Genomic DNA, 20,843 nt, shown 5'->3' on the forward strand with positions numbered 1-20,843 from the left:
TGTCATTCAGGTGAATTGGAGCCAGTTGGTCGTAGTTTTTCTCGCATTGCGTAGAATTGCTTGCGATGTGCAAAGTAGCGCATTGCCCCGCCCTTGAATCCAATCGTGTATTCCCAATTGTGTTCCCAATCAGGAATGCCGTCAAATGAGCTGTGCAGTGGATCTTCGAAGTCAGCAGGATACTCGGTGAAGTCCATTATGGTCATGATGCTTCTCTGGTCCAGGAGATCCAATACTGGTTGCTTTGGGAGTGAGTTGATATCCGGCGAATATGCACTTCCAATACCGGAAGTCGCCACTGCAAGCTCGTCCAGGCTACAAGGTGTTCTCCAATCCCGGGTCCCATAAAAGAACTGCGGAGGTAGAGGTTCTCTTCTGCCTGTTTCATCATTAAGTATTGTTAAGGCGAGATAAAGCTCATTCCTTGTTCGATGTTCAACTTGCTTGTATGCGGTTCTTAACGAGGCGGTTGTGATATGCTCAGCCAATGTTTGAGCACTTTTGATCGCACGTGCCGCGCGTATCCACAGCACTCTATCATTGTTGCCATCTCTAAGGAGCTCTAGTGCTTCTTGCAAACCGTCTTTAGCCTGTTGAAAATAGAACATTGAGTCACGAAAAATCTTCTCGTGCTTATTGTAATCCAGTCGATCCTGTAGCGTTAGAACTGCAATCAATGCAGTACTCGTGACGACAAAAAGAGTCAAGAACTCGGCAAAACTGACATTAAAGTTGCTGATCACATTTGATAAGTAGGATTCCACCGATGGCAAGAAAGCAGACAGAGTCAACACAGCACTCAGAATCCATAAGAATACGAGTATCCAGTGCAGGATTCTGATGATTCTATTGAGCATCATGTTTCCGGTTTCAAACCTTGAACTGCAGGTCGTAGAGCTTGCGGTACTCGGCGCAGCTCTCGAGAAGCTCGGCGTGGGGGCCGCTGCCCTCGATGCGTCCTTCCTTGAGACACACGATGCGGTCGGCCCGGATGATGGTGGAGAGCCGGTGCGCGATCACCAGCGCGGTGCGTTCGCCCACGCTGCGGTCGAGGGCTTCCTGGACCAGGATTTCACTTTCGGTGTCCAGCGCGCTGGTGGCTTCGTCCAGCAGCAGCACCTCGGGCTGGCGATGGATCGCCCGCGCGATGGCCAGCCGCTGGCGCTGCCCGCCCGAAAGATTGGCACCCGCTTCCTCGATCAGGCTCTCGGGGCCGCCCATCGCCCGCACGAAGTCCCAGGCATTGGCCGTGCGCAGCGCCGCTTCCACGCGGGCCGCGTCGGTGTGTTCTTCGGGGTAGGCCACATTCTCGGCCACCGTGAGACGGAAGAGAAAGGTTTCCTGGCTCACCACCCCGAAATGGCTGCGGTAGCTGCCCAGAGTGAAGCGTCGCACGTCCTGCCCGTCCAGCAGCACGGCACCTTCGTCGGGGTCCTGCAGGCGCAGCAGCAGATTGGCGATGGTGGTCTTGCCACTGCCGGACGCGCCCACCAGGGCCAGAAACTCTCCCCGGTGCAGACTGAGGTCGATGCCGCGCAGGGCTTCCTGCCCTTCGTAGCGCACTCTGACGTTCTCCAGTCTCAGCTTTTCGACCAGCGGAGGCGCGGGGATCGCGTCCGGGGCTTCCCTGACCTGGGGCTCGGCGTGCAGCACTTCCATCAGGCGCTCGCCGGCCCCCGTGCCACGCTGCAGTTCGTTCCAGGCCCGCGCCGCCACCTTCAATGGATACAACAGCGAGAGCAGCGCGGCCAGAAAGGTCAGGAAGGCCGCGGCGGACAGTCCCCCGTCCACGGCCAGCACACGGCGCCCGCCCACCCAGAGCATGCTGACCGCCACCAGGGTCGAGGCCCACTCCCCGAAAGGCGCCGAGAGCGCGGCCACGAATTCCAGCTTGCGCACCCGGCGGAAGTAGCCCAGCGTGGCCCGTTCGAAGCGCTGTGTCTCACGGCCATGGGCGAAGAAGGCCTGCACCACGCGAAAGCCCGAGAGATTCTCCGAGAGGCGGGTGGTCACTTCGGACAGATGCTCCTGGGCGCGTCGGCTGTAGGTGCGCAGTTTCTGGCCCAGCAGGTTGAGCGCGGCCACCGCGGGGGCCAGCACGAAGAGGCTGAGGGCCGTGAGCCGCCAGTCGATCACCAGGGCCAGCCCCAGATAGACCAGGCTCTGCAGCAGGTTCATCAGCAGGTCGCTGACCTTGGTGATGGTGAGCGTGCGCACCACCATCACATCGTTGATCAGGCGGCTGATGATTTCGCCCCTGCGGAAACGCAGGAACACGCCCATGCCCAGGTCCTGGATCTGGCGGAACAGGTGGTTGCGCAGCTCGCGGATCAGCACCTGCTCGACCTGCACGAAGCAGATCCGGTAGCCGTAGGTGATGATCAGCTTCAAGGTCGACAGCGCCAGTGCGGCTCCGCAGAGAAAGACCAGCACCTGCCAGGGACTCTGGCTGCCCAGGAAGCGGTCCAGCGCCAGCCCGGCCCCCTCGCGGATCGTCTCGATGGAGCCCGAGCCCAGAGTGTGGCCCAGGTCGCTCAGCAGGGTCGACAGCGCGCGGGAAATGGCCACGGTCTCGCCCGTCAGGGGGGCCACCGGCCGCAGGAAGACACCCTCGAAGAAGGGATAGATCATGCCGATGTTGACGCCCGCCAGCAGGCTGGCCAGCAGCATCAGCACCAGACCCAGCACGATCCAGAGGCGCACGGGCCCGAGATAGCTCATGAACTGGCGGGTGAGGGCGAACATCGGTCTCCTGGCATGCACGGGGCGTCGATTTCCGGCGGATGGCGCTGTGGGCCGCGGCCGGGAGCGCGCCAATATAGAATTGTGGAAGGCAGCCCGGCGGCTCGGGGACCCGCATCCGCCGGGGACATGGGGAAATGCTTTATTCACGGGCGTTCACGACAGGAAACAGCCAGATCCCGCAGCAGGAAGACCCATGCCTCAGCCGCCCATTTCCGGCGTGATCATCGCGTTCAACGAGCAGGCCCGCATCGTGCGCGCCGTGGAAAGCCTGCGCCCCTGGTGCGCCGAGGTGCTCGTGCTGGACAGCCATTCCAGCGACCGCACGCGTGAGCTGGCCGAATCGGCGGGGGCGCGCGTGCTGTTGCAGGAGTTCCTCGGGCATCAGGCGCAGAAGAACCGGGCCATCGAGCTGGCCCGACACGACTGGATTCTGTCGCTGGACGCCGACGAGGAACTGGTGGGCGACCCGGCGAACCTGCTGGCCGCTCTGGATTTCAACCGGGAAACTCTGGTCTACCGCATTCCGCGGCGCAACTGGTATCTGGGGGGCTGGGTGGACGCCACCGGCTGGAAGCGCGACAGCAGCGTGCGTCTCTTCAATCGCACGAAGGCCCGTTTCGGAGGCAGCACCGTGCACGACCGCGCGGGTGGCGCGGGCTGCGAGGAGCGAGTGCTCCCGGCGCAGATCCTGCACTGGCCCTACCGCGATCTGAGCCACCATCTGCAGAAGATCGATGCCTACACCAGTGCCCTGGCGGCCGAGCTGGATGGGCGCGGCGCGCGCTTTTCCGCCCTCAAGCTGACACTGGATCCACCCTGGAAATTCCTCAAGGAGTACCTGCTGCTGGGCGGCTGGAGACTGGGCTGGCGCGGGCTGGTGCTCTCGGTGATGTCGGCGATCTACGTCTTTCTGAAGTACGCCAAGCTCTGGGAACGCCAGCGGGTCGGCCGATGAAGGTGCTGCATCTGAATCTCCAGATCACCTGGGGCGGTGGCGAGAACCAGAGCCTGCTGCTGATGCGCGCTCTTGCCGGGCACGGAGTCCGCAACCACCTGCTCTGCCGGCCGGGGGGAGTGCTGGAGCGCCGCTTGCGCGAGGCCCTGCCCGATGCGGTGGTGCATCACCTGCCAGCCAGCCTCTGGCTGCTGCTGACCCTGCGCCGTCACACCGCGCGCCTGCAGGCCGAACTGGGTTTTGATGTGATCCATTCCCACACCGGGCGCGAGATGCGCGGGCTGGGAGCCGTGACCGATGCGGTGACCGTGGCCCACCGCCGTGTGCCCGACCCCGTGTCGCGGGCCGCCCTGCGAGGGTACTCGGGCGTGCAGGGGGTCATTGCCGTGTCGGCGGAAATCGCCCGCCGTCTGGCTGGCCAGGGTTTGAAGGGGCCCGAGGTGCGCGTGATCCACAGCGCCGTGGACACGGAGGAGGCCGCTTCCGGGCGCGAAGACTTGCCCGGGCAGCCCGCGTTCCTGTATCTGGGACGCCTGTTGCGCCACAAGGGACTCGATGACTTGTTGCGTGCCCACGCCCAGCTGCTGACCCGGGTGCCCGGCGCCGTGCTGCACCTGGTGGGCGAAGGCCCCGACGAGCAGCGCCTGAAGAGTCTTGCCGGGAAGTTGTTGCCCGCGTCGGCGGTGGTCTTCCACGGCTTTCGCACCAACCCGCGGGACTTCATCGCGGGGGCCCACGCCTTGATTCTGGCCAGCCGCGACGAAGGCCTGGGAACCGTGGTCCTGCAGGCCCAGTTTCAGGCCTGCCCCGCGGTGGTCAGCGATGCGGGAGGCCTGCCCGAGACGATTCGTGATGGCGTCACGGGCTTGCTGGTACCTGCCGGAGACGTGCCCGCGCTGGCTGCGGCTCTCGAGCGACTGGCCCTGGAACCGGGCCTGCGCGAGCAGCTGGCGGCCGCCGGACCCGAGCACATTCGTCAGCATTTCTCGCTGGCTGCTCTGGGCCAGCAGACTCTCGACTTCTACCGGGAACTGCACGCGCGCCTTCCCGGTCGCTGAGCGCCGGTCCGGCGGCTTTGGCCGGTGGACTCATATCATGCAAGCAGGCCCGGCGGAGGCTGCCGTTCAGGCAGGCCCAGCAGGGCCGGTTTTCTATATTCGCCCCGCGCGTCGCGGCATACGCCGTGACGCGCTCACGACTCCGGCACCGGATCATTCTGCAATGCCCCGGCCCGGACCCAACGCAGGACACACGATGACACACCTGAAATTCTGCCTGGGCCTGCTGCTGGCACTGGCCCTCTCCCTGTCCGCGGCCACGTTCGGCGATGGCGTGATCCTGACCAGCGCCGGTCAGAGCAACGACATCCTGATCGCGCGCCAGATCTTCCAGCGCGCCGGTCTTGAAGACCCGCAGAGTGCGCCGCAACTGATGGCCGACTCACTGGGGCATCCCGAGACCCTGGTGATCGTGGTCGGTGGCAGCAGCAAGGGGCTGGGCAGCGCGCGCGACGCGGTGGACAAGGAACTGGCCCGCGTGAATGCCCTGCTGGCCGCGGCCTCCAGCGCCAAGGTGCCGGTGGTCTGCATGCATCTGGGGCGCAAGACGCGCCGCGGTCCGTTGAGCGATTCCTTCATCGAAGCGGTGGCCCGGGCGTCCTCGACGATGCTGGTGGTCAACGGCGGCAACGAGGACCAGCTTTTCAGCACCATCAGCCGCGAGAAGGAGATTCCCCTGCTCGAGGTGGCCGACTATGTGGAAATGGTGGACCAGGTCAACAGGCTCTTCGGGCTGAAGAAACCGGAAAAGAAATGAGCAAGGCCTCCTCGAAGACGGCGGCGCGCGCCGGAGTCAGGACTCCCGGCAAGGCACGGCCCGTCGAGAGGATCATCGTGCAGAACCGCAAGGCCCGCCACGATTACCACATCCTTGATACCTGGGAAGCGGGCATCGCTCTCTGCGGCACCGAGGTCAAGGCCTGCCGCGAGGGCGGCGTGTCGCTCAAGGAGGCCTATGCCCGCGTGATCGACGGCGAGGTCTGGATCCTGGGCATGCGCATCAATCCCTACAGCAACGGGCGCTTCGGGGCCCATGTGGAGCTGCGCCAGCGCAAGCTGCTGCTGCACGCGGCCGAAATCCGCAAGATCAGCCACAAGGTGGAAGCCAAGGGCAACACGCTGGTGCCACTGTCACTCTACTGGAAATCCCACCTGGTGAAGGTGCGCCTGGCACTGGGCACGGGCAAGCACGAGTACGACAAACGCCAGGCGATCACCGATCGGGAAAACGCCCGCTCGCTGAGTCGCGCTCTCAAGGAAAGCAGACAACGGTGAAACAGGTTTTCGCGCCCGTCAAGGCACAGATGGACGAGATCCTCAAGGGAGCGGTGGAACTGCTGCCCCATGAGGACCTGGAGAAGAAGCTCGCACGCAGCCTTGAGACGGGCCAGCCCCTGCGTGTCAAGTTCGGAGCCGATCCCACGGCGCCCGACCTGCACATCGGCCATGCGGTGGTGATCAACAAGCTGCGCACCTTCCAGCAGCTGGGGCACCAGGTGGATTTCGTGATCGGGGACTTCACCGGCATGGTGGGCGACCCCAGTGGCCGCAGCAAGACCCGCAAGGCCATGAGCCGCGAGGATATCCAGCTGAACGCGCAGACCTACAAGGACCAGATCTTCCTGCTGCTGGATCCCGCGCGGACCACGATCCGCTTCAACAGCGAGTGGTTCGGCGGCATGAGCACCTACGATTTTCTGGCGCTCAGTTCGCGCTACACGCTGGCGCGCATGCTGGAACGCGATGATTTCACCAAGCGCTTCAAGGCCGAGACGCCCATTTCCATCATGGAGCTGCTCTATCCACTGATCCAGGGTTACGACAGTGTGGCCCTGCACTCCGACGTGGAGCTGGGCGGCACCGACCAGACCTTCAACCTGCTGATGGGACGCCACCTCCAGGGCCAGTATGGCCAGGAGCCCCAGGTGATTCTGACCATGCCCCTGCTGGAAGGCACCGACGGGGTCGAGAAGATGAGCAAGAGCCTGGGCAACACCATCGGGATCACCGACAGCCCGCGCGAGATCTTCGGCCGCACCCTCAGCATTCCCGACCACATGATCCTGCGCTGGTTCGAACTGGCCACCGATCTGGGAGCCGCCGAGGTGCGCGCGATCGGCGAGCGCCTGCAGGCCGGCGAGAATCCTGTGGGGTTCAAGCGCCAGCTTGGCCGCGAACTGGTGCGCCTGTACCACGACGAGGCGGCCGGACTGGCGGCCGAAGCCGAGTTCGACGAGATCTTTCGCAACAAGGCCCTGCCCGACGTGATGCCCGAAGTGGCCATGTCCGAGGACACGACCCTGCTGGCCCTGCTGGTGGAGAACGGTCTGTGCGCCAGCAACGGCGAAGCACGCAAGCTGGTGCGGCAGGGCGCGGTCAGTTTTGAGGGCGAGAAAGTGGAGGACGAGACCCGCGTCTTCGCCGCCGGAGCCACCGGCGTGCTGAAGGTGGGCAAACGCCGCTTTCTGAAACTGGTGGTATCGCCCTGATGCCCGCATTGTCGCTCAAGGACATCCAGCGGCTGGTGGAACCGGAACTCAAGGCATTCGCCGGGCGCTACGATGACTTCATCCAGACCACCGGCACGCCCATCGTGGACCGGATCATCGTGTTCCTGGGGCCCGGGCGTGGCAAACTGTTGCGTCCCACACTGACCTACCTGAGCGCACGCCTGCTGGGCGAGAGCAACGAGCGCACACATTTCGCCGCGGTCGTGGTGGAACTGCTGCACAACGCCACCCTGATGCACGACGACGTGGTGGACAAGAGCGACCGCCGCCGGGGCCTGCCCAGTCTCAATTCGGTCTTCGGCAACAAGATCAGCGTGCTCTTCGGCGACTGGCTGCTGGCACACAGCCTGCTGGGCATGCTGGAATGCGGGGACACGCGCGTGTTCGCCGTACTGGCCGAGACCGCCCGCCGTCTGGCCAAGGGCGAACTGGACCAGGCCGCGCGCAGCCGCAATCTGGACATGGACGAAGAGACCTACTACCGGATGGTGTCCAACAAGACCGGCGCCCTGCTGGGTGCGGCCTGTCGGCTGGGTGGCCTGTCCAACGGGGCCGACGAAGACCAGCTGGCGGCCCTGCAGACCTTCGGTGAGACCATCGGAATCGCCTTCCAGATCCAGGACGACCTGCTGGATTACACGGGCAGCGAGAGCCTGATCGGCAAGCCCGCGGGCGCCGATCTCAAGGATGGCAAGATCACCCTGCCCCTGCTGTATGCCTTCGATCGCAGCGCGGGCTCGGAAGTACGCCAGATCAAGGCCCTGATCAAGGGACGCAAGCGCGGGGACATTCGCCGCGCGGTGGAGTTCGCCCACGAGAAGGGCGGAGTGGACGCGGCCCACCGTCGGGCCCGGGAACTGGGAGAGCAGGCGCTGGCCTGCCTGGAAATCTTTCCCGACACGGGAATCCGGCAAAGCCTGGTCGATTTCAGCGCCTTCGCCGTCAATCGCACCTACTAGGAGGAATCATGGTCCGCAGCCCAATCCGTTCGGGGTCAATGGTTCTGGTTCTGTGTTCGCTGCTGCTGGCCTGTTCGGGCTCGCGCAAGGCCTCGCTGGATACCACGGTGGCTGGATACGGCCTCACGATCCAGGTGCTGGGTGCCGAGGACAATGCGGCCGCCAACCAGGCGCTGGCCGAACTGGAATCGGTGGCGGCCGAAGGCTTCAAGGGACTGTCCTCCACGGGTGACTCGGATTTTGCCGCGATCAATTCCCTCGCGGGCAGCCGCAGTGGCAGCATGAGCCAGCAGAACTACGATCTGCTGATGCGTTGCTTCGGCTACAAGAAGGACACGGACGAGGCCTTCGATTTCCTGATCGGGCCCCTGCGCCGGGCCTGGGGCCTGGGCGGCACCCCGCGGCAGCCTTCGGAAGCCGAACTGGACAGCGCCCGGACACTGGTGCGCGAAGGCGGCACCTTCGTGGTGGACAAGGGCGTGTTGCTGTCGCGAGCGGGCATGGCCATCGATCTGCACGAGGTGCAGTGTGGCGCCATTGCCGACCGACTGGCCCTGAGCGTGCGTGGCGACGGATACAACGACTTCCTGCTGCAGCTGGGCTCGGTCAGCGTGGCCGGCGCCGAAGGTCCCGATGGCGGGTACTTCAGCGTGCCCTTTGCCAACCCCGAGGATCCGTCGGGGCAGCTGGGCACTTTCCGCCTCCGCAATCTGAGCCTCGCGGTGGCCAGCATCAACGACGAAGCCTTCGAGCTGAATGGCACACGGTTTCACGGACACCTTGATCCGGCCACGGGCAAGCCCGCCTTTGGAGTGCTGGCGGTGGCCGTGGTCTGTCGCCAGGCCGAGCGCGCCGACGCACTGGCCAGCGGCCTGTTCGTGATGGGAGCCGAGGCCGGACTTGAGAAGGCCAGCAGCCTGGATGATGTGGAGGCCGTGTTCGTGGTTGCCGGCGAGGGCAAGCCCGAGCTGCGGCTGACCCCGGGCATGGAGGCCTGGTTCCAGGCTCGTTGATGAACGAGCGGCCGGGCGCGGGAGACGCGGTTCTCCTGGTGCGCTTCTCCTCGATCGGGGACCTGTTGCTCTGCGAACCCGTGCCTCGTCTGCTCAAGGAGCTGGGGGTGGGGCGCGTGCTGTTTCTGACCAAGGAACGCTTCGCCGCGATTCCCCGGGGCTGGCCCGCCGTGGACGAGGTGCTCTGCCTGGGCGAGCCGGGCACGCGCGCGCAGCTGGATCACGTGCGCGCGGAGTTGCGGTCACGCGGCCAGTTGCGGACCCTTGACCTGCACAATACCCTGCGCAGTCGCCTGCTGGCCCCACCGGGCCTGCTGGGCCGTCTGCCCAAGCACCGGCTGCAGAAACTGCTGCTGGTGCACGGCCCCCACAGCCTGTCCCATCGTCTCACGCAGTTGCCACCGGTCTGGCGTCGTTACCAGCAGGTGGCGGGCATTCCGGAGAGCATGCAGTCGCCACCCCGGCTCTGGGCCGAGGGAGTGCAGCTGGGCCCCCGTGTGACACCCGACCCCGGGCCCGAGGCACCCGAGCTGCTGGCACCCGGAGCGGGCAAGGCCACCAAGCGCTGGCCGCTGGAGCATTGGGTCACGTTCACGCGCGCACTGCTTGAACGCAGCGCGCGCCCGCTCGTGGTGCTGGGAGGTGCGGGCGACCGCGAGACCGGCGAGACACTGCGTGCGCTGGCCCCGGGTCGCATCCAGAATCTCTGTGGTCAGGCCGACCTGAGTGACAGCGCGCGGCTGGTGGCCAGCGGGCGGCGCATTCTCTGCGGGGACACCGGCCTGCTTCACATGGCCGCTGCAGCCGGAGTACCCGGGGTGGCGCTCTTTGGTCCCACCACGCGCGAGCTGGGCTTCTTTCCGGCGGGAGACAGCGTGCGCGTGCTGGAACACGAGGGGCTGGACTGTCGTCCCTGCAGCCATACCGGCAGCGACCGCTGCCCGCGCGGGCATTTCCGCTGCATGCGCGAACTGAGTCCCGCTCGAGTGCTGGATCTGTACCTGCAAGGTTGAAGGAACCCCGTGGCAGCGCTGATTTCCCTGTGCTACAACCTGCTGTTGCGCCCCCTGGGGCTGCTGCTGCTCTACGGCCCGGGCCTGCTGGTGGTGCGCATCCGGCGCAACCTGTTCGCGCGCCACGGGGATCTGCGCCGACTGCGCCGCGAACTGGCCAAGAGGCCTCTGCCCGAGTCCAGTGCCGACAGACCGCGGGTCTGGCTGCATTGCGCGAGCATGGGTGAGTACGAAGGCATCCGGCCCCTGGCCAGCGCACTGAAAGCGCGCGGCTGTGTCACGATCCTCAGTTTCTTCTCGATTTCGGGCATGCACAACCTCAAGCCGGACCATGGCTTCGACCAGGTCTGCTTTCTGCCCCTGGACGGTTGGTTCGCCGTGCGCGCGCTGGTGCGCACCCTGCGCCCCGATGTGTTCGTGGTCACCAAGCACGATCTCTGGTGGAACCTGCTGCGACGCCTCTCCCGTGAAGGCTGTGCGCTGCTGTTCATCAATGCCAACTACCACAACCGGGCCCATTTCGACCGCCGGCTGCTGCGGGGGTTCTATCGCAGTCTGCTGGGGCGCTTCGACGGAATCCACCCGGTGAATGCGCTGGCCGAACGCCGCTTCCGCGCGCTGCTGGCCGGTACTCCTGCGGCCGAGCGGGTGAGCGCACTGGGCGAGACACGCTTCGACCGAGTGCTCGAACGGATGCGTGCCGCCAGTGGGGCGGAGATGTTGCCCGCCCAGTTCGCGAGCGGGAGCACGGTCCTGGTGGCGGGCAGCACCTGGCCGCGTGACGAGGCTGTGCTGCTGCCGGCCGTGGCGCGCGCGCGCGAGCAGTACCCGGACCTGCGCCTGCTGCTGGTGCCCCATGAGCCCTCGGTGAGCCACCTGGATCAAAGCACGGCGCTCTGCCAGCGCCTGGGCCTGTCCGTGCTGCGCCTTGCCGAGTTCGAAGCAGGTACCCCGTATACGAATCAGCCCGTCTTCCTGATCGATCGCATCGGCCTGCTGGCTGGGCTTTACCGAGTGGGGCAGCTGGCCTGGGTGGGCGGGGGGTTCACCACGGGCGTGCACAGCGTGATCGAACCGGCGGCCTATGCGATTCCCGTGATCTTCGGCCCGGCCCATCACGTCTCCCAGGAGGCCAGCCGCCTGCTGGCCGCGGGTGGAGCATTCGAGGTGGCCGAGGAATCACGCCTGCGTCAACTGTTTGACCTGATGCTGGGCGAGCCCAGCCGCCGCCTGCATCACGGGCGTGCCGCACTGAAGGTGGTGGAGCAGAGCACGGGTGCCACCACGCGCATTCTCGAACGGATTCTGGCCTGCGGAAAAGCCGGCCCGTGCTGAGCCTGACACGGGTGAGCCTGGCCCGGGGCAAACGCCTGCTGGCCCGGGATCTGGACCTGCAGCTGGACCGACCGGGCCTGAACGTGCTCCACGGTGCCAGCGGCTGTGGCAAGAGCAGTCTGCTGAGGTTGTTGAAGGGGCTGCTGGCACCCGCGGCCGGAGAACGTCATCTGGCCAGCGGCATGCGGGAAGCCGACATCGGCCTGCTGCTGCCCGATCCCCAGAACCAGCTGCTGTCGGACACGGTGCTCGGCGATCTCAGTCTGCCGCTGCGTTACCGGGGTCTGCCTCGCGAACGGATCCTCGAACGTTGCGAGACCCTGGGCCGCGAGCTGGGTCTGCTGAATCACTTCTCGCACCATCCCCGGACACTCTCGGGTGGCATGCAGCAACTGCTCTGTCTGGGAGCGATCCTGATTCAGGAGCCGCGCGTGCTGCTGCTGGACGAGGTGTGCACCTTCCTCGACCGCGAACACCGAGCCAGGCTGGCGGAGATCGTGCGCGCCCGTTCCGCGACCGCCGCCGTGCTTCAGGTCAGTCACCGGGCTGAAGTGGCTCTGGCGGCCGATCGCCTGCTGGAACTGTGCCCCACCGGCCTCAGGGAAAGTGATCGTCCATCCCCGGACAGTCCCGTGATCCAGACCCTGGTCAGCGCCGCAATTCCGCACGAACAACCCTTGCCCGCCGCCAGGGCCGGGGAAGAGGGGCCCTGGTTGGCCCTCGACGGCCTGCAGTTCCAGTGGCCCGATGCCTGCGTCGTGCTCTTCGACCGCATGAGTGCGCGCCTGCCGTTGGGGCAGGGCTGCCTGCTCACCGGAAACCAGGAGGCGGGCAAGAGCACCCTGATCCTGCTGGCGGCGGGCCTGCTGCAACCCACGGCGGGCCGCATCGGTCTGGAGCATGGCCAGGCTCTGCCGCTGTTCCAGTTCAGCGAGAAGCAGTTCACCGGAGACATTCTCGAGCACGAACTGCTGGAGGGGCGACCGGAGGAAACCGACGAGCTGCACTCCCTCTGGGAGCGCGCGGGCCTGAAGGCCGAGCGGCTGCTGGGTCCGGCCCGGCATCTGGCCAGCGGGGAGCGCCGCTTGGCGGCACTGGTTTCCCTGTTGCTGCTGAAACCGGCGGCCCTCCTGCTCGACGAGCCCTTCACCGGGCTGGATGCCTCGGGTGTCCGGCGTCTGCGCTCCCTGCTGGCGGATTGGCGTGACCGGGGCGGGGGGCTGCTGGTGGCCACCCACGATCCGGAACTTGTCGCCGATCTGTGCTCAAGTCACTGGAAAATTGGGGCAGGCGAACTGATTTCGCTTCGCTGAAGGCCGCCAGCACTGGATTTGCTGCAGCCTCGTGCACCGGCTGACAATTTTTGCTCCACTGTTCAAAATCTTGCACTTCTGCCACCCCCGTTCTATGTTTGACGCCTGCACATCCGTGCAGAACGACGGATCCTGAACATTCCCGAGGGGCCGGTTTTCCGGGGGATTGTTCGGTGTATGGGGCCACCCGCCGAAGAGGCGGACCGGGATTGCAGGGGGACAGATGGCGAGGCCGATCCGCAGGATCCTGGTCATCGATGATGACGCGGATGCGCTCCAGATTCTCACCGACTACCTCGAGCTGGAAGGTTACGAGGTGCTGCCCACGGCCGATGGCGCCACGGGCATGCAGCTGCTCGCCTCCCAGCCCGTCGAGCTGGTCATTACCGACCTGAACCTGCCCGGCATCTCGGGCATGGATGTCATCGACATCATCCGCAAGAACTACCCGCGCGTGCAGGTGATCGTGGTCACCGGCTACGGCTCGATGGAGTCCGTGCTGCAGGCCCTGCACAAGGGGGCCATCGACTATCTCACCAAGCCCTTCCTCTTCGAGATTCTCAAGCTCAGCCTGCAGAAGGCCGAGCAGCAGCTGGTGATGAATGCCCAGCTCGAACGCCTGCGCCGCGAAGGGCCGGGGGGCGGGCGCGAGACCCTGCTGGAAGCCCTGCCACTGGCCTGCGCCTTCTGTGATCCCGAAGGACGGCTGGTGCAGGTCAACAGCGCGTTCCTCGATCTCTTCGAACTGGACCAGGCGCCGCTGGGGCCGCTGGCCGATCAGCTGGACACGGAAGCGGCCCAGCAGTTCCAGCGCTTCATCCACGACTTCAAGGACGGCAGTTCGCTGGTCCTGCAGTTGAAACACTGCCCGCGCCCGCGCCTGCTTGAACTGAATCTGCTGGGCAGCGCCGGGGGCGAAAGCAGCCAGCGCCTGCTGGTGGCCGAAACGATCCTCGAGGACGAGAGCCGCGGCGACAACCACGAACTGGAATGTCTGCTGGTGGCGTCCAATCACGGCACCGTGCTCTGGGGCAACGAGGCGTCGGTGGACTTTCTGGGGCTGGACCCCGATTCCCCCGAGGACCTGCATCTCACCGACCTGTTCCCCGGGGAGCCGGGCCGCAGACTTGGTGAAATCTTCGACGGCCTGCCCGCGCTGACCCAATGCCATGTCTGGCGTACACGCATCGCCTCGCTCAACGGCGTCGAGCGGGAAATGCAGGTGCGTGTGACGCCCCTCATCGACGACCATCACCGGCGCAAGGCGATCTGCATCAGCCTCCAGGAAATCCGCCCACTCAGCGGCAGTGGCGAGTATTACCGTCGCCGGGCCGTGGGGCACGCCGTTCCTCTGCTCTACCTCGACAGCGAGCAGCGTGTGGCCGAAATGAGTCCGGCCCTGCAGAAGATCTTCGGCCGGGGCGCATCCGACTGTCCGGGCAAGCCCCTGTCGGAGGTGCTCAAGTTCCGCGACAAGGATGGGGGCCGCCTGCGCGGCAATCTGCTCACGGCCCGTGGCCCCATGCCCATGCTCGCGCGCGGCCTGCGCGAGCGCAACCGACACTTCAGCGTGCTGGAACTGGCGCCCGACACCGACGGAATGCCCCTGGAAGAGAGCATCGAGGAGCAGCGCCAACGCCTGGAGCAGGCCTCGCACCTGCTGATGGAGCTGCGGCGCGGCGAGGGCCATTCCACGGCCGTGGAACAGTCGCTGAACGCACGCATGAGCCGCCTGGTGCAGACCGCGGGAGCCCTTTCCGGAGTCAACACGGCCCTGTTGGCCCTGGGCTCCGCGTCCGGGCAGAGCTGTCACCTGGTCTGGGACCGGCCCGAACCCTGGCAGTCCCGGCCCGAACTGGCGAACGAGAACCGGCAGGGCACACTGGCCTCGCTGCTGGAATTGCTGGGACATGCCGGAGGCACCAGCGCCGCCAATGTGGAGACCAGGCTGGGGCGGGGCAGCGTCCTGGCCGTGCGTGGCACGGGCGATGTGATCCTGGGCGCGCTCTTCCTGGCCCACGACGGCCCCTTGGCCGAACCCGTGACCGAGCTGCTCTGCCAGTCCCTCGAGAGTCTGGGCCTCTATTATGCCGAGCTGGAACTCAACCGCCACGTGCGCCGCACGGAGGAGAAGTTCCGCCAGTTGTACGACAAGGCGCGTTTCGCGGTCTTCGTGATCGATCTGGAAGAGGCCGTGATCCTGGAAGCCAACCAGGCCGCCTGCGAGCTGACGGGCTTTTCGCCCGAGGAGCTGGTGGGTCGGCGCATCTGGGATCTGCGCCCGCCGGACTTTCGCGAAATCGCCCGGCGCAACTGGCTCAGTTCCATCAGCCAGAGTGGCGAGACCCGTTTCGAGGGCGTGCCCCTGCTGCGCAAGGATGGCAAGCTGATCTACGTGGAGTACGACAACCTGCTGACCGAACTCCAGGGCCGGCGCGTGATCCAGAGCTTCTACCGGGACATCACCGAGAAGCAGGCGATGGAGTTCACGCTCAACCAGAGTCAGAAACTGGCCGGGCTGGGCCAGCTCTCGGCGGGCATCGCCCACGAGCTGCGAAATCCGCTGGGCATCATCAACAGTTCGCTGTACTTCATCAACAGCACCCTGCGCGGCGAGCGCCTGGAAGGTAACGCCCAGCTCCAGAAACATCTGGGCATCATCCAGAGCGAGGTCGAACGGGCCCGCCGGATCATCGAGAACCTGCTCTCCTTCTCGCGTGTCTCGAAATACGAGAAAGAGCCCGTGGATCTGGTGGAACTGCTGAACCAGACCCTGGATCTGGTGAAGAAGGAACTGCTGGTGAACAACATCCGGCTCGAGACCGAGCTGGAACCCTTGCCGCACGTGGGCCTGAATCTTGACGAGATGAAACAGGCCCTGCTGAACATCATCATCAATGCGACCCAGGCCATGCCCGACGGAGGCACCCTGATGATTCGCACGCGCAGCGGGAACGGACGCATCCTGCTGCATTTCCGTGACACGGGCGTGGGTATCCGCAAGGAAGACCTGCCCAACGTGCTGAACCCCTTCTTCACCACCAAGGATCCGGGACAGGGTACCGGGCTGGGGCTGTCCCTGACCCATACCATCATCCAGCGAAGTGGTGGCGGACTGAAGATCGAAAGCGAAGTCGGTCGTGGCACCGAGGTGACCATCGAGCTCCCCTGTTGAGAGGACATTCATGACACAGAAGTTGCGCATCCTGCTGGTTGACGACGAAATCAACATGCTGGAATCCCTGGGCGACGTGCTGCGCGCGGAGCGCTATCAGGTGGCCACGGCCAGCTCCGGACCGGAGGCGATCGCGCGCCTCGAGAAGGAACCGTCCTTCGACCTGATGATCACCGACCTGAAGATGCCCCGGATGAACGGTATGGAACTGCTCGAGATCGTCAGCGAACGCTGGCCCTCGCTGAAGACCATCGTGCTCACCGGACACGGCTCCATCGACGGGGCCGTGCGCGCCATGCGCATGGGCGCCTTCGACTACATCCTCAAGCCCTTCCAACCGGATGAAGCGCTGAAGGTGATCCAGCGTCTGGACGAGATGAAGCACAGCATGGTCGATGGCGAGTTCTTCATGAAGGAGCTCTCCAGCCAGTACGGCTTTGACGCGATCATCGGCAACAGCGAACCGATCATCGACATCTTCCGCAAGGTGGCCACGGCCGCCAAGTCCAATGCCAGCATCTTCATCACGGGCGAATCGGGAACGGGCAAGGAACTGCTGGCCCACGTGATCCACTATTTCAGCAACCGGGCCAATCGCCCCTTCATCAAGACCAGTTGCGCCAGCTTCGGCGAAGGCGTGCTCGAAAGCGAGCTCTTCGGCCACGAAAAAGGGGCATTCACACACGCCCAGGCTCAGCGCAAGGGCCGCTTCGAACTGGCCAACACGGGCACTCTGTTCCTGGACGAAGTGGGCGACATTCCCATGCACACCCAGATCAAGCTGGTGCGTGTGCTGCAGACCCGCGAATTCGAGCGCGTGGGCGGTACCGACACGATCAAGGTGGACGTGCGCCTGATCGCGGCCACCCACCAGAACATTCCCAACCTGATCACCGAGCGTCGCTTCCGCGAGGATCTGTATTACCGCCTGAACGTGATTCCGATCCACATCCCGCCCCTGCGCGAGCGCCGGGAAGACATTCCGCTGCTGATCAAGTATTTCCTCGAGCGTTTCAGCGAGGACATGGGCAAGAAGATCGAGGGCATCACCAAGGCCGCGATGAACGACCTGATCAACTACGACTGGCCGGGCAACATCCGCGAGCTGCGCAACATCATCGAGCGGGCCGTGGTGTTCTGCGACGGCCGCCAGATCACGGTGACCGACCTGTCCCACGAGAGCATGCGCGATCTGGGCCAGCAGGATGGACACAACCTCAAGCTGCGCTCGCTCAGCCTGCAGGAAGCGGAATGGGCCCTGATCACCCATTGCCTGAACCTGACCAAGTGGAATCTGTCGCAGACCGCCAAGATGCTGGAAATCAGCCGCGGAACCCTGTACTCCAAGATGGTCAAGCTGGGGCTGCGCGAGTCCTCGGAAGATGGCAAGGGGCTGGACGCCGAAGAATAGACGGGACCGGGAAACGGATACATCGGGTGTGACACGCAACGATTCGGGAGCGCCGCATGGAGCCTGGCATGAGCAAGGATCCCGGGAGACTGGAGCACGGGCCCCCCGCGGGCGCGTCCTTCGACTCTCTGCTGGACCTGCTGCTGGAGACCGCCCTCGACATCGTGGGCGCTCCCCGGGGCTCGATCATGCTCGTGGATCCGGGTGGGCTCAACCTGCAGTTGCGCAGTTCCCGCGGGCTGCCACCCCAGGCGCGTGACGGGGCCGCTCACCCACTGGCGGGCAGTCTGGCCGGCCAGGCGCTCAGCAAGGGCAGCCCCCTGCATCTGGATCACGCCATCAACTCCAGCCGGGGCATTCACGAATCCCTGATCGTGCCGCTCATGCAGGACCGCGCCGCGATCGGCACCCTAAACCTCAGCCGCACCGGAGGCGACGCCTGGAGCGAGCGTCAACGCGACAGCGCGATCCGTTTCGCGCGCGGGGCCGCCTGGATGATAGACGTGATGCGCCGGGGCGGCGACAAGGAACGCCGCCTGAACGAGCTGGATCGCTCGCTGGCCTTCACGCGCATCTTCGCCTCGACGCGTGAACTGAGCAAGATCGTCGAGCTGCTGCTGGGCTGTGCGCGCGAGATCACGGGCGCACCGCGCTCCTTCGTGACGGTCTTTGACCAGACCGGGGCCCAGTATGCCTCCTACGCCGGACACAACATTCCCGCCGACGTCCTGGACCGCCTGATCGGGCGCCTGAGCGAGTCCTTCGGTCATGATTTCTTCGTGAATACCGAACCGATGAGCTGCAGCAGACTGGGCCAGCTGGACCCGGGCCATCCCCTGCGCGTGCTGGATGTCGAGAAACTGGCGACCCACGTAGTGGTGGTGCCGCTGGTCTTCGGTTACCGCATCGTTGGCCGCCTGTACCTGATGGATGTGGACACGGGCATGGCCAGCGAGGAAACCCTGCGCTCGCTGGCGCTGCTCTCCCAGGAAGCGGCCATCGCCATCGACCAGGGCCGCGTGTTCTGGGAACTGAAGGATCTGGCCTTCACCGATCCGCTGACCCGCCTCTGCAACCGCAACTACTGGATGCAGCGCTTCGAGGAGGAGATCATCCGCAGCCGGCGTCAGGAGATGCCGCTCTCGATGGTGATGATCGACATCGATCACTTCAAGGTCTACAACGACACCTACGGCCACCAGGTGGGCGACGAGGTGCTCAAGATGGTGGCCCGCGTGGTCAGCGGCTGCCTGCGCGAGGTGGACGTGGTGGGGCGTTACGGGGGCGAGGAATTCGGCATCCTGCTGCCCGACACGGACGAGAACGGCGCCAATTATGTGGCGGAGCGAATCCGCAGTTCGGTGATGGAACTGGAACTGGGGCAACGGATCCCCCTGCCCGGAGAGGGTACGGCCACTCATCCTCCCGATCGTGGGCTGACCATTTCCCTGGGTTGTTACACAAGTCATGGCAGCCGCCGGGAAAGCGCCGCCGACATCATCCGGGCGGCCGATACGGCACTGCTGTATTCCAAGGCTCGCGGACGCAACCGGGTGAGCGTGTACTCCCCCGAAGGTGTGCGCCCGGGCAGTCCCAGCCCGGCCGAGCCCAAACGTGGCAAGGATGGCAGCGCCCGACTGGCCAGTTCCAGCGAGTTTCTGTTCCGCATGGCCGACTCACTGACCCGGACACGCCTGGACCCGGCGGCCGACAACGCGCGCTTCGGATTCAACATCCTGATCGCGGGTGGACCGGCGGCCGATTCACTGATGCTGGAGCGGCTCTTCACCGAGCTGGGGTACAACACGCTGCTGCGCAACAGTGGTGGAAGAGCCCTGGCCGCGGCCCGGCGCCAGCCGCTGGACCTTGTGATCCTGGACCTGGAACTGAAGGATCTGGACGGCATGGAACTGTTGCACGCACTCAAGGAGCGTGATCCGTATCTGCCCGTGATCGTGCTGAGCGAGCGCGAACACATGCAGAACGCGATCAACGCGGTGCGTGAAGGCGCCGACGACTACATCCTCAAGCCTTTCGGGGTCGAGGAGATCCGCGCCAGCGTGGACACGGCATTTTCCAAGCGCATCCGGATCATGAAGGAGCGCCAGGACGGCAGCCCGCGCGAGAGCACACTGACCCTTGACGTGGAACGGATCAGCGAGCAGGCGCGCCGCGAATTCGCCTCCGGTGCCCGTGACCTGCGTCTGCTGGAGGAATTCAATCGCCGCAGCATCGAGAACCTGATGCACGGCGTGTTGCTGCTGGACTCGGATTTTCACGTGATCCACCTCAACCGTCTCGCGATGGAAATGGCCGGAGTCAGCCGACCCGAGGGCGAACCGGTGCACATCGCCCAGCTGGCCCCCCTGCTGGCGGATTCCCGGCTGATGACCGCCCTCGAGCAGGTCCGGGCCGGACAGGAGACCGTGGTGCTCAACGATTTCTGGTTGCAGGATCCCGGCGGAGGCACACGGGGTCTGCACAAGGTGATCGTGCAGCACACCCCGCTGGTGGACGATGAATTCCTGCTGGTGCAGGTGGAGAACATCCTGGACAGTCGCCTGTTGCGCGAGGAAACCCGCAAGGTGCGCATGCAGGTGGCCCGTCAGATCTATGGTCGGGTGGCCCAGCATCTGCAGGTGATCGCCGGCCGGGGCGAACTGCTGCAACTGCGCGACGAGCATTCCCACGGAAACCTGCAGCAGATTCTGGATGCCAGCCGCGAGATCGGCCGGATCCTGACCGAGCTGGGCACGGACATGCACGAGACGGAGGAGGGGGAAGCGGGCTGATCCCGGCAAAGGGCCACAATTCCCGGAGGTGGCAGCTTGCATCTTCACTCTGGCGGTATCATATTTGGCGCTCTGCAGCGGGGACCTGTTCGCGCGGCAGGCTTGACACCGGGGCATTAGCTCAGCTGGGAGAGCGCTTGACTGGCAGTCAAGAGGTCAGCGGTTCGATCCCGCTATGCTCCACTGACCCGGGAAAGAGGCAGTCATTGACAATTGCTGATTCTTTGGGTAACATTGTTGGCGCTTTTTGTGTACGCCACGCGACGAGTGATTCAAAGTCGCCGTCAAATGGACGATACAACGAGAGCCATTCGGAAGCGGATCCGGCAACGCCGGGACAGCGACCGGGATTCTTTGCGAGAGTAACTCAGTTGGTAGAGTACCACGTTGCCAATGTGGCTGTCGCGGGTTCGAACCCCGTCTCTCGCTTGTCCGCTCCGGCGGACATTTTTTTTGGCGGCGTAGCCAAGTGGTAAGGCAGAGGTCTGCAAAATCTCCATCACCAGTTCGACTCTGGTCGCCGCCTTCCCGCCCTCGTGGCGGGATTTTTCTTTCTGCCTGCTC

General features: G+C 64.9%; 15 protein-coding genes and 3 tRNA genes. 16 read left to right on the plus strand and 2 right to left on the minus strand.

From position 1 onward, the window contains the following. Positions 1 to 2: 2 nt before the first annotated feature. Both H6678_05605 and H6678_05610 read right to left on the minus strand, forming a co-directional pair. Positions 3 to 857, minus strand: a complete 855-nt coding sequence (locus H6678_05605) for a hypothetical protein (GenBank protein MCB9473269.1) — start codon at positions 855 to 857, stop codon at positions 3 to 5. Positions 858 to 870: 13 nt separating this feature from the next. After that, complete coding sequence (locus H6678_05610) at positions 871 to 2,745, minus strand: ABC transporter ATP-binding protein (protein ID MCB9473270.1); 1,875 nt, start codon at positions 2,743 to 2,745, stop codon at positions 871 to 873. Positions 2,746 to 2,938: 193 nt separating this feature from the next. Between H6678_05610 and H6678_05615 the strand changes: the two genes are divergently transcribed. The 16 genes from H6678_05615 to H6678_05690 all read left to right on the plus strand — a co-directional run bounded on the left by H6678_05615 (position 2,939) and on the right by H6678_05690 (position 20,805). Next, positions 2,939 to 3,700 (plus strand): glycosyltransferase family 2 protein, encoded by a 762-nt coding sequence (locus H6678_05615; GenBank protein MCB9473271.1) that lies wholly within the window; start codon positions 2,939 to 2,941, stop codon positions 3,698 to 3,700. Continuing rightward, positions 3,697 to 4,758 (plus strand): glycosyltransferase, encoded by a 1,062-nt coding sequence (locus tag H6678_05620; protein MCB9473272.1) that lies wholly within the window; start codon positions 3,697 to 3,699, stop codon positions 4,756 to 4,758. The genes H6678_05615 and H6678_05620 overlap by 4 nt, the downstream gene beginning before the upstream one ends. 196 nt (positions 4,759 to 4,954) lie before the next feature. Beyond that, a complete protein-coding gene (locus H6678_05625) occupies positions 4,955 to 5,515 on the plus strand; it encodes a hypothetical protein (GenBank protein MCB9473273.1) in 561 nt (186 codons plus the stop codon). After that, positions 5,512 to 6,033 (plus strand): SsrA-binding protein SmpB, encoded by a 522-nt coding sequence (smpB, locus tag H6678_05630; protein MCB9473274.1) that lies wholly within the window; start codon positions 5,512 to 5,514, stop codon positions 6,031 to 6,033. Before H6678_05625 ends, smpB begins: the two co-directional genes overlap by 4 nt. Positions 6,034 to 6,062: 29 nt before the next feature. After that, positions 6,063 to 7,247 (plus strand): tyrosine--tRNA ligase, encoded by a 1,185-nt coding sequence (locus H6678_05635; GenBank protein ID MCB9473275.1) that lies wholly within the window; start codon positions 6,063 to 6,065, stop codon positions 7,245 to 7,247. After that, positions 7,247 to 8,227 carry a polyprenyl synthetase family protein gene (locus tag H6678_05640; GenBank protein ID MCB9473276.1) on the plus strand — a complete coding sequence of 327 codons (981 nt, stop codon included), beginning with the start codon at positions 7,247 to 7,249 and terminating at the stop codon, positions 8,225 to 8,227. Before H6678_05635 ends, H6678_05640 begins: the two co-directional genes overlap by 1 nt. Positions 8,228 to 8,235: 8 nt before the next feature. Continuing rightward, the gene (locus H6678_05645; GenBank protein MCB9473277.1) at positions 8,236 to 9,240 is read left to right on the plus strand and encodes an FAD:protein FMN transferase; all 1,005 of its coding nucleotides are present in this window, start codon (positions 8,236 to 8,238) and stop codon (positions 9,238 to 9,240) included. After that, positions 9,240 to 10,253, plus strand: a complete 1,014-nt coding sequence (locus tag H6678_05650) for a glycosyltransferase family 9 protein (protein ID MCB9473278.1) — start codon at positions 9,240 to 9,242, stop codon at positions 10,251 to 10,253. The genes H6678_05645 and H6678_05650 overlap by 1 nt, the downstream gene beginning before the upstream one ends. 9 nt (positions 10,254 to 10,262) lie before the next feature. After that, positions 10,263 to 11,588 carry a hypothetical protein gene (locus tag H6678_05655; protein MCB9473279.1) on the plus strand — a complete coding sequence of 442 codons (1,326 nt, stop codon included), beginning with the start codon at positions 10,263 to 10,265 and terminating at the stop codon, positions 11,586 to 11,588. Further along, a complete protein-coding gene (locus H6678_05660) occupies positions 11,582 to 12,901 on the plus strand; it encodes an ATP-binding cassette domain-containing protein (protein MCB9473280.1) in 1,320 nt (439 codons plus the stop codon). The genes H6678_05655 and H6678_05660 overlap by 7 nt, the downstream gene beginning before the upstream one ends. A 223-nt stretch (positions 12,902 to 13,124) precedes the next feature. Further along, entirely contained in the window at positions 13,125 to 16,076 is a 2,952-nt protein-coding gene (locus H6678_05665; GenBank protein MCB9473281.1) for a PAS domain S-box protein, read from the plus strand. 10 nt (positions 16,077 to 16,086) lie between these two features. Continuing rightward, on the plus strand, positions 16,087 to 17,487 hold the full coding sequence (locus H6678_05670; GenBank protein MCB9473282.1) for a sigma-54-dependent Fis family transcriptional regulator: 1,401 nt from the start codon (positions 16,087 to 16,089) through the stop codon (positions 17,485 to 17,487). Between the two features lie 68 nt (positions 17,488 to 17,555). Further along, complete coding sequence (locus tag H6678_05675) at positions 17,556 to 20,279, plus strand: diguanylate cyclase (GenBank protein ID MCB9473283.1); 2,724 nt, start codon at positions 17,556 to 17,558, stop codon at positions 20,277 to 20,279. A gap of 110 nt (positions 20,280 to 20,389) precedes the next feature. Continuing rightward, a tRNA-Ala gene (locus H6678_05680) sits at positions 20,390 to 20,462 on the plus strand. A gap of 173 nt (positions 20,463 to 20,635) precedes the next feature. Further along, positions 20,636 to 20,708: transfer RNA gene (locus H6678_05685), tRNA-Gly, on the plus strand. Positions 20,709 to 20,734: 26 nt separating this feature from the next. Beyond that, positions 20,735 to 20,805: transfer RNA gene (locus H6678_05690), tRNA-Cys, on the plus strand. Positions 20,806 to 20,843: the final 38 nt, after the last annotated feature.

The organism is Candidatus Delongbacteria bacterium, assembly GCA_020634015.1.
Classification (GTDB): domain Bacteria; phylum CAIWAD01; class CAIWAD01; order CAIWAD01; family CAIWAD01; genus JACKCN01.

Excerpts from the sequence above, each read along its gene's own strand:
- H6678_05650 (MCB9473278.1), top strand. The coding sequence starts at position 9,240 with ATGAACGAGCGGCCGGGCGCGGGAGACGCGGTTCTCCTGGTGCGCTTC.
- H6678_05635 (MCB9473275.1), top strand. The coding sequence starts at position 6,063 with ATGGACGAGATCCTCAAGGGAGCGGTGGAACTGCTGCCCCATGAGGAC.
- H6678_05615 (MCB9473271.1), top strand. The coding sequence starts at position 2,939 with ATGCCTCAGCCGCCCATTTCCGGCGTGATCATCGCGTTCAACGAGCAG.
- H6678_05625 (MCB9473273.1), top strand. The coding sequence starts at position 4,955 with ATGACACACCTGAAATTCTGCCTGGGCCTGCTGCTGGCACTGGCCCTC.
- H6678_05620 (MCB9473272.1), top strand. The coding sequence starts at position 3,697 with ATGAAGGTGCTGCATCTGAATCTCCAGATCACCTGGGGCGGTGGCGAG.
- smpB (MCB9473274.1), top strand. The coding sequence starts at position 5,512 with ATGAGCAAGGCCTCCTCGAAGACGGCGGCGCGCGCCGGAGTCAGGACT.
- H6678_05670 (MCB9473282.1), top strand. The coding sequence starts at position 16,087 with ATGACACAGAAGTTGCGCATCCTGCTGGTTGACGACGAAATCAACATG.
- H6678_05640 (MCB9473276.1), top strand. The coding sequence starts at position 7,247 with ATGCCCGCATTGTCGCTCAAGGACATCCAGCGGCTGGTGGAACCGGAA.
- H6678_05605 (MCB9473269.1), bottom strand. The coding sequence starts at position 857 with ATGCTCAATAGAATCATCAGAATCCTGCACTGGATACTCGTATTCTTA.
- H6678_05665 (MCB9473281.1), top strand. The coding sequence starts at position 13,125 with ATGGCGAGGCCGATCCGCAGGATCCTGGTCATCGATGATGACGCGGAT.
- H6678_05675 (MCB9473283.1), top strand. The coding sequence starts at position 17,556 with ATGAGCAAGGATCCCGGGAGACTGGAGCACGGGCCCCCCGCGGGCGCG.
- H6678_05610 (MCB9473270.1), bottom strand. The coding sequence starts at position 2,745 with ATGTTCGCCCTCACCCGCCAGTTCATGAGCTATCTCGGGCCCGTGCGC.
- H6678_05645 (MCB9473277.1), top strand. The coding sequence starts at position 8,236 with ATGGTCCGCAGCCCAATCCGTTCGGGGTCAATGGTTCTGGTTCTGTGT.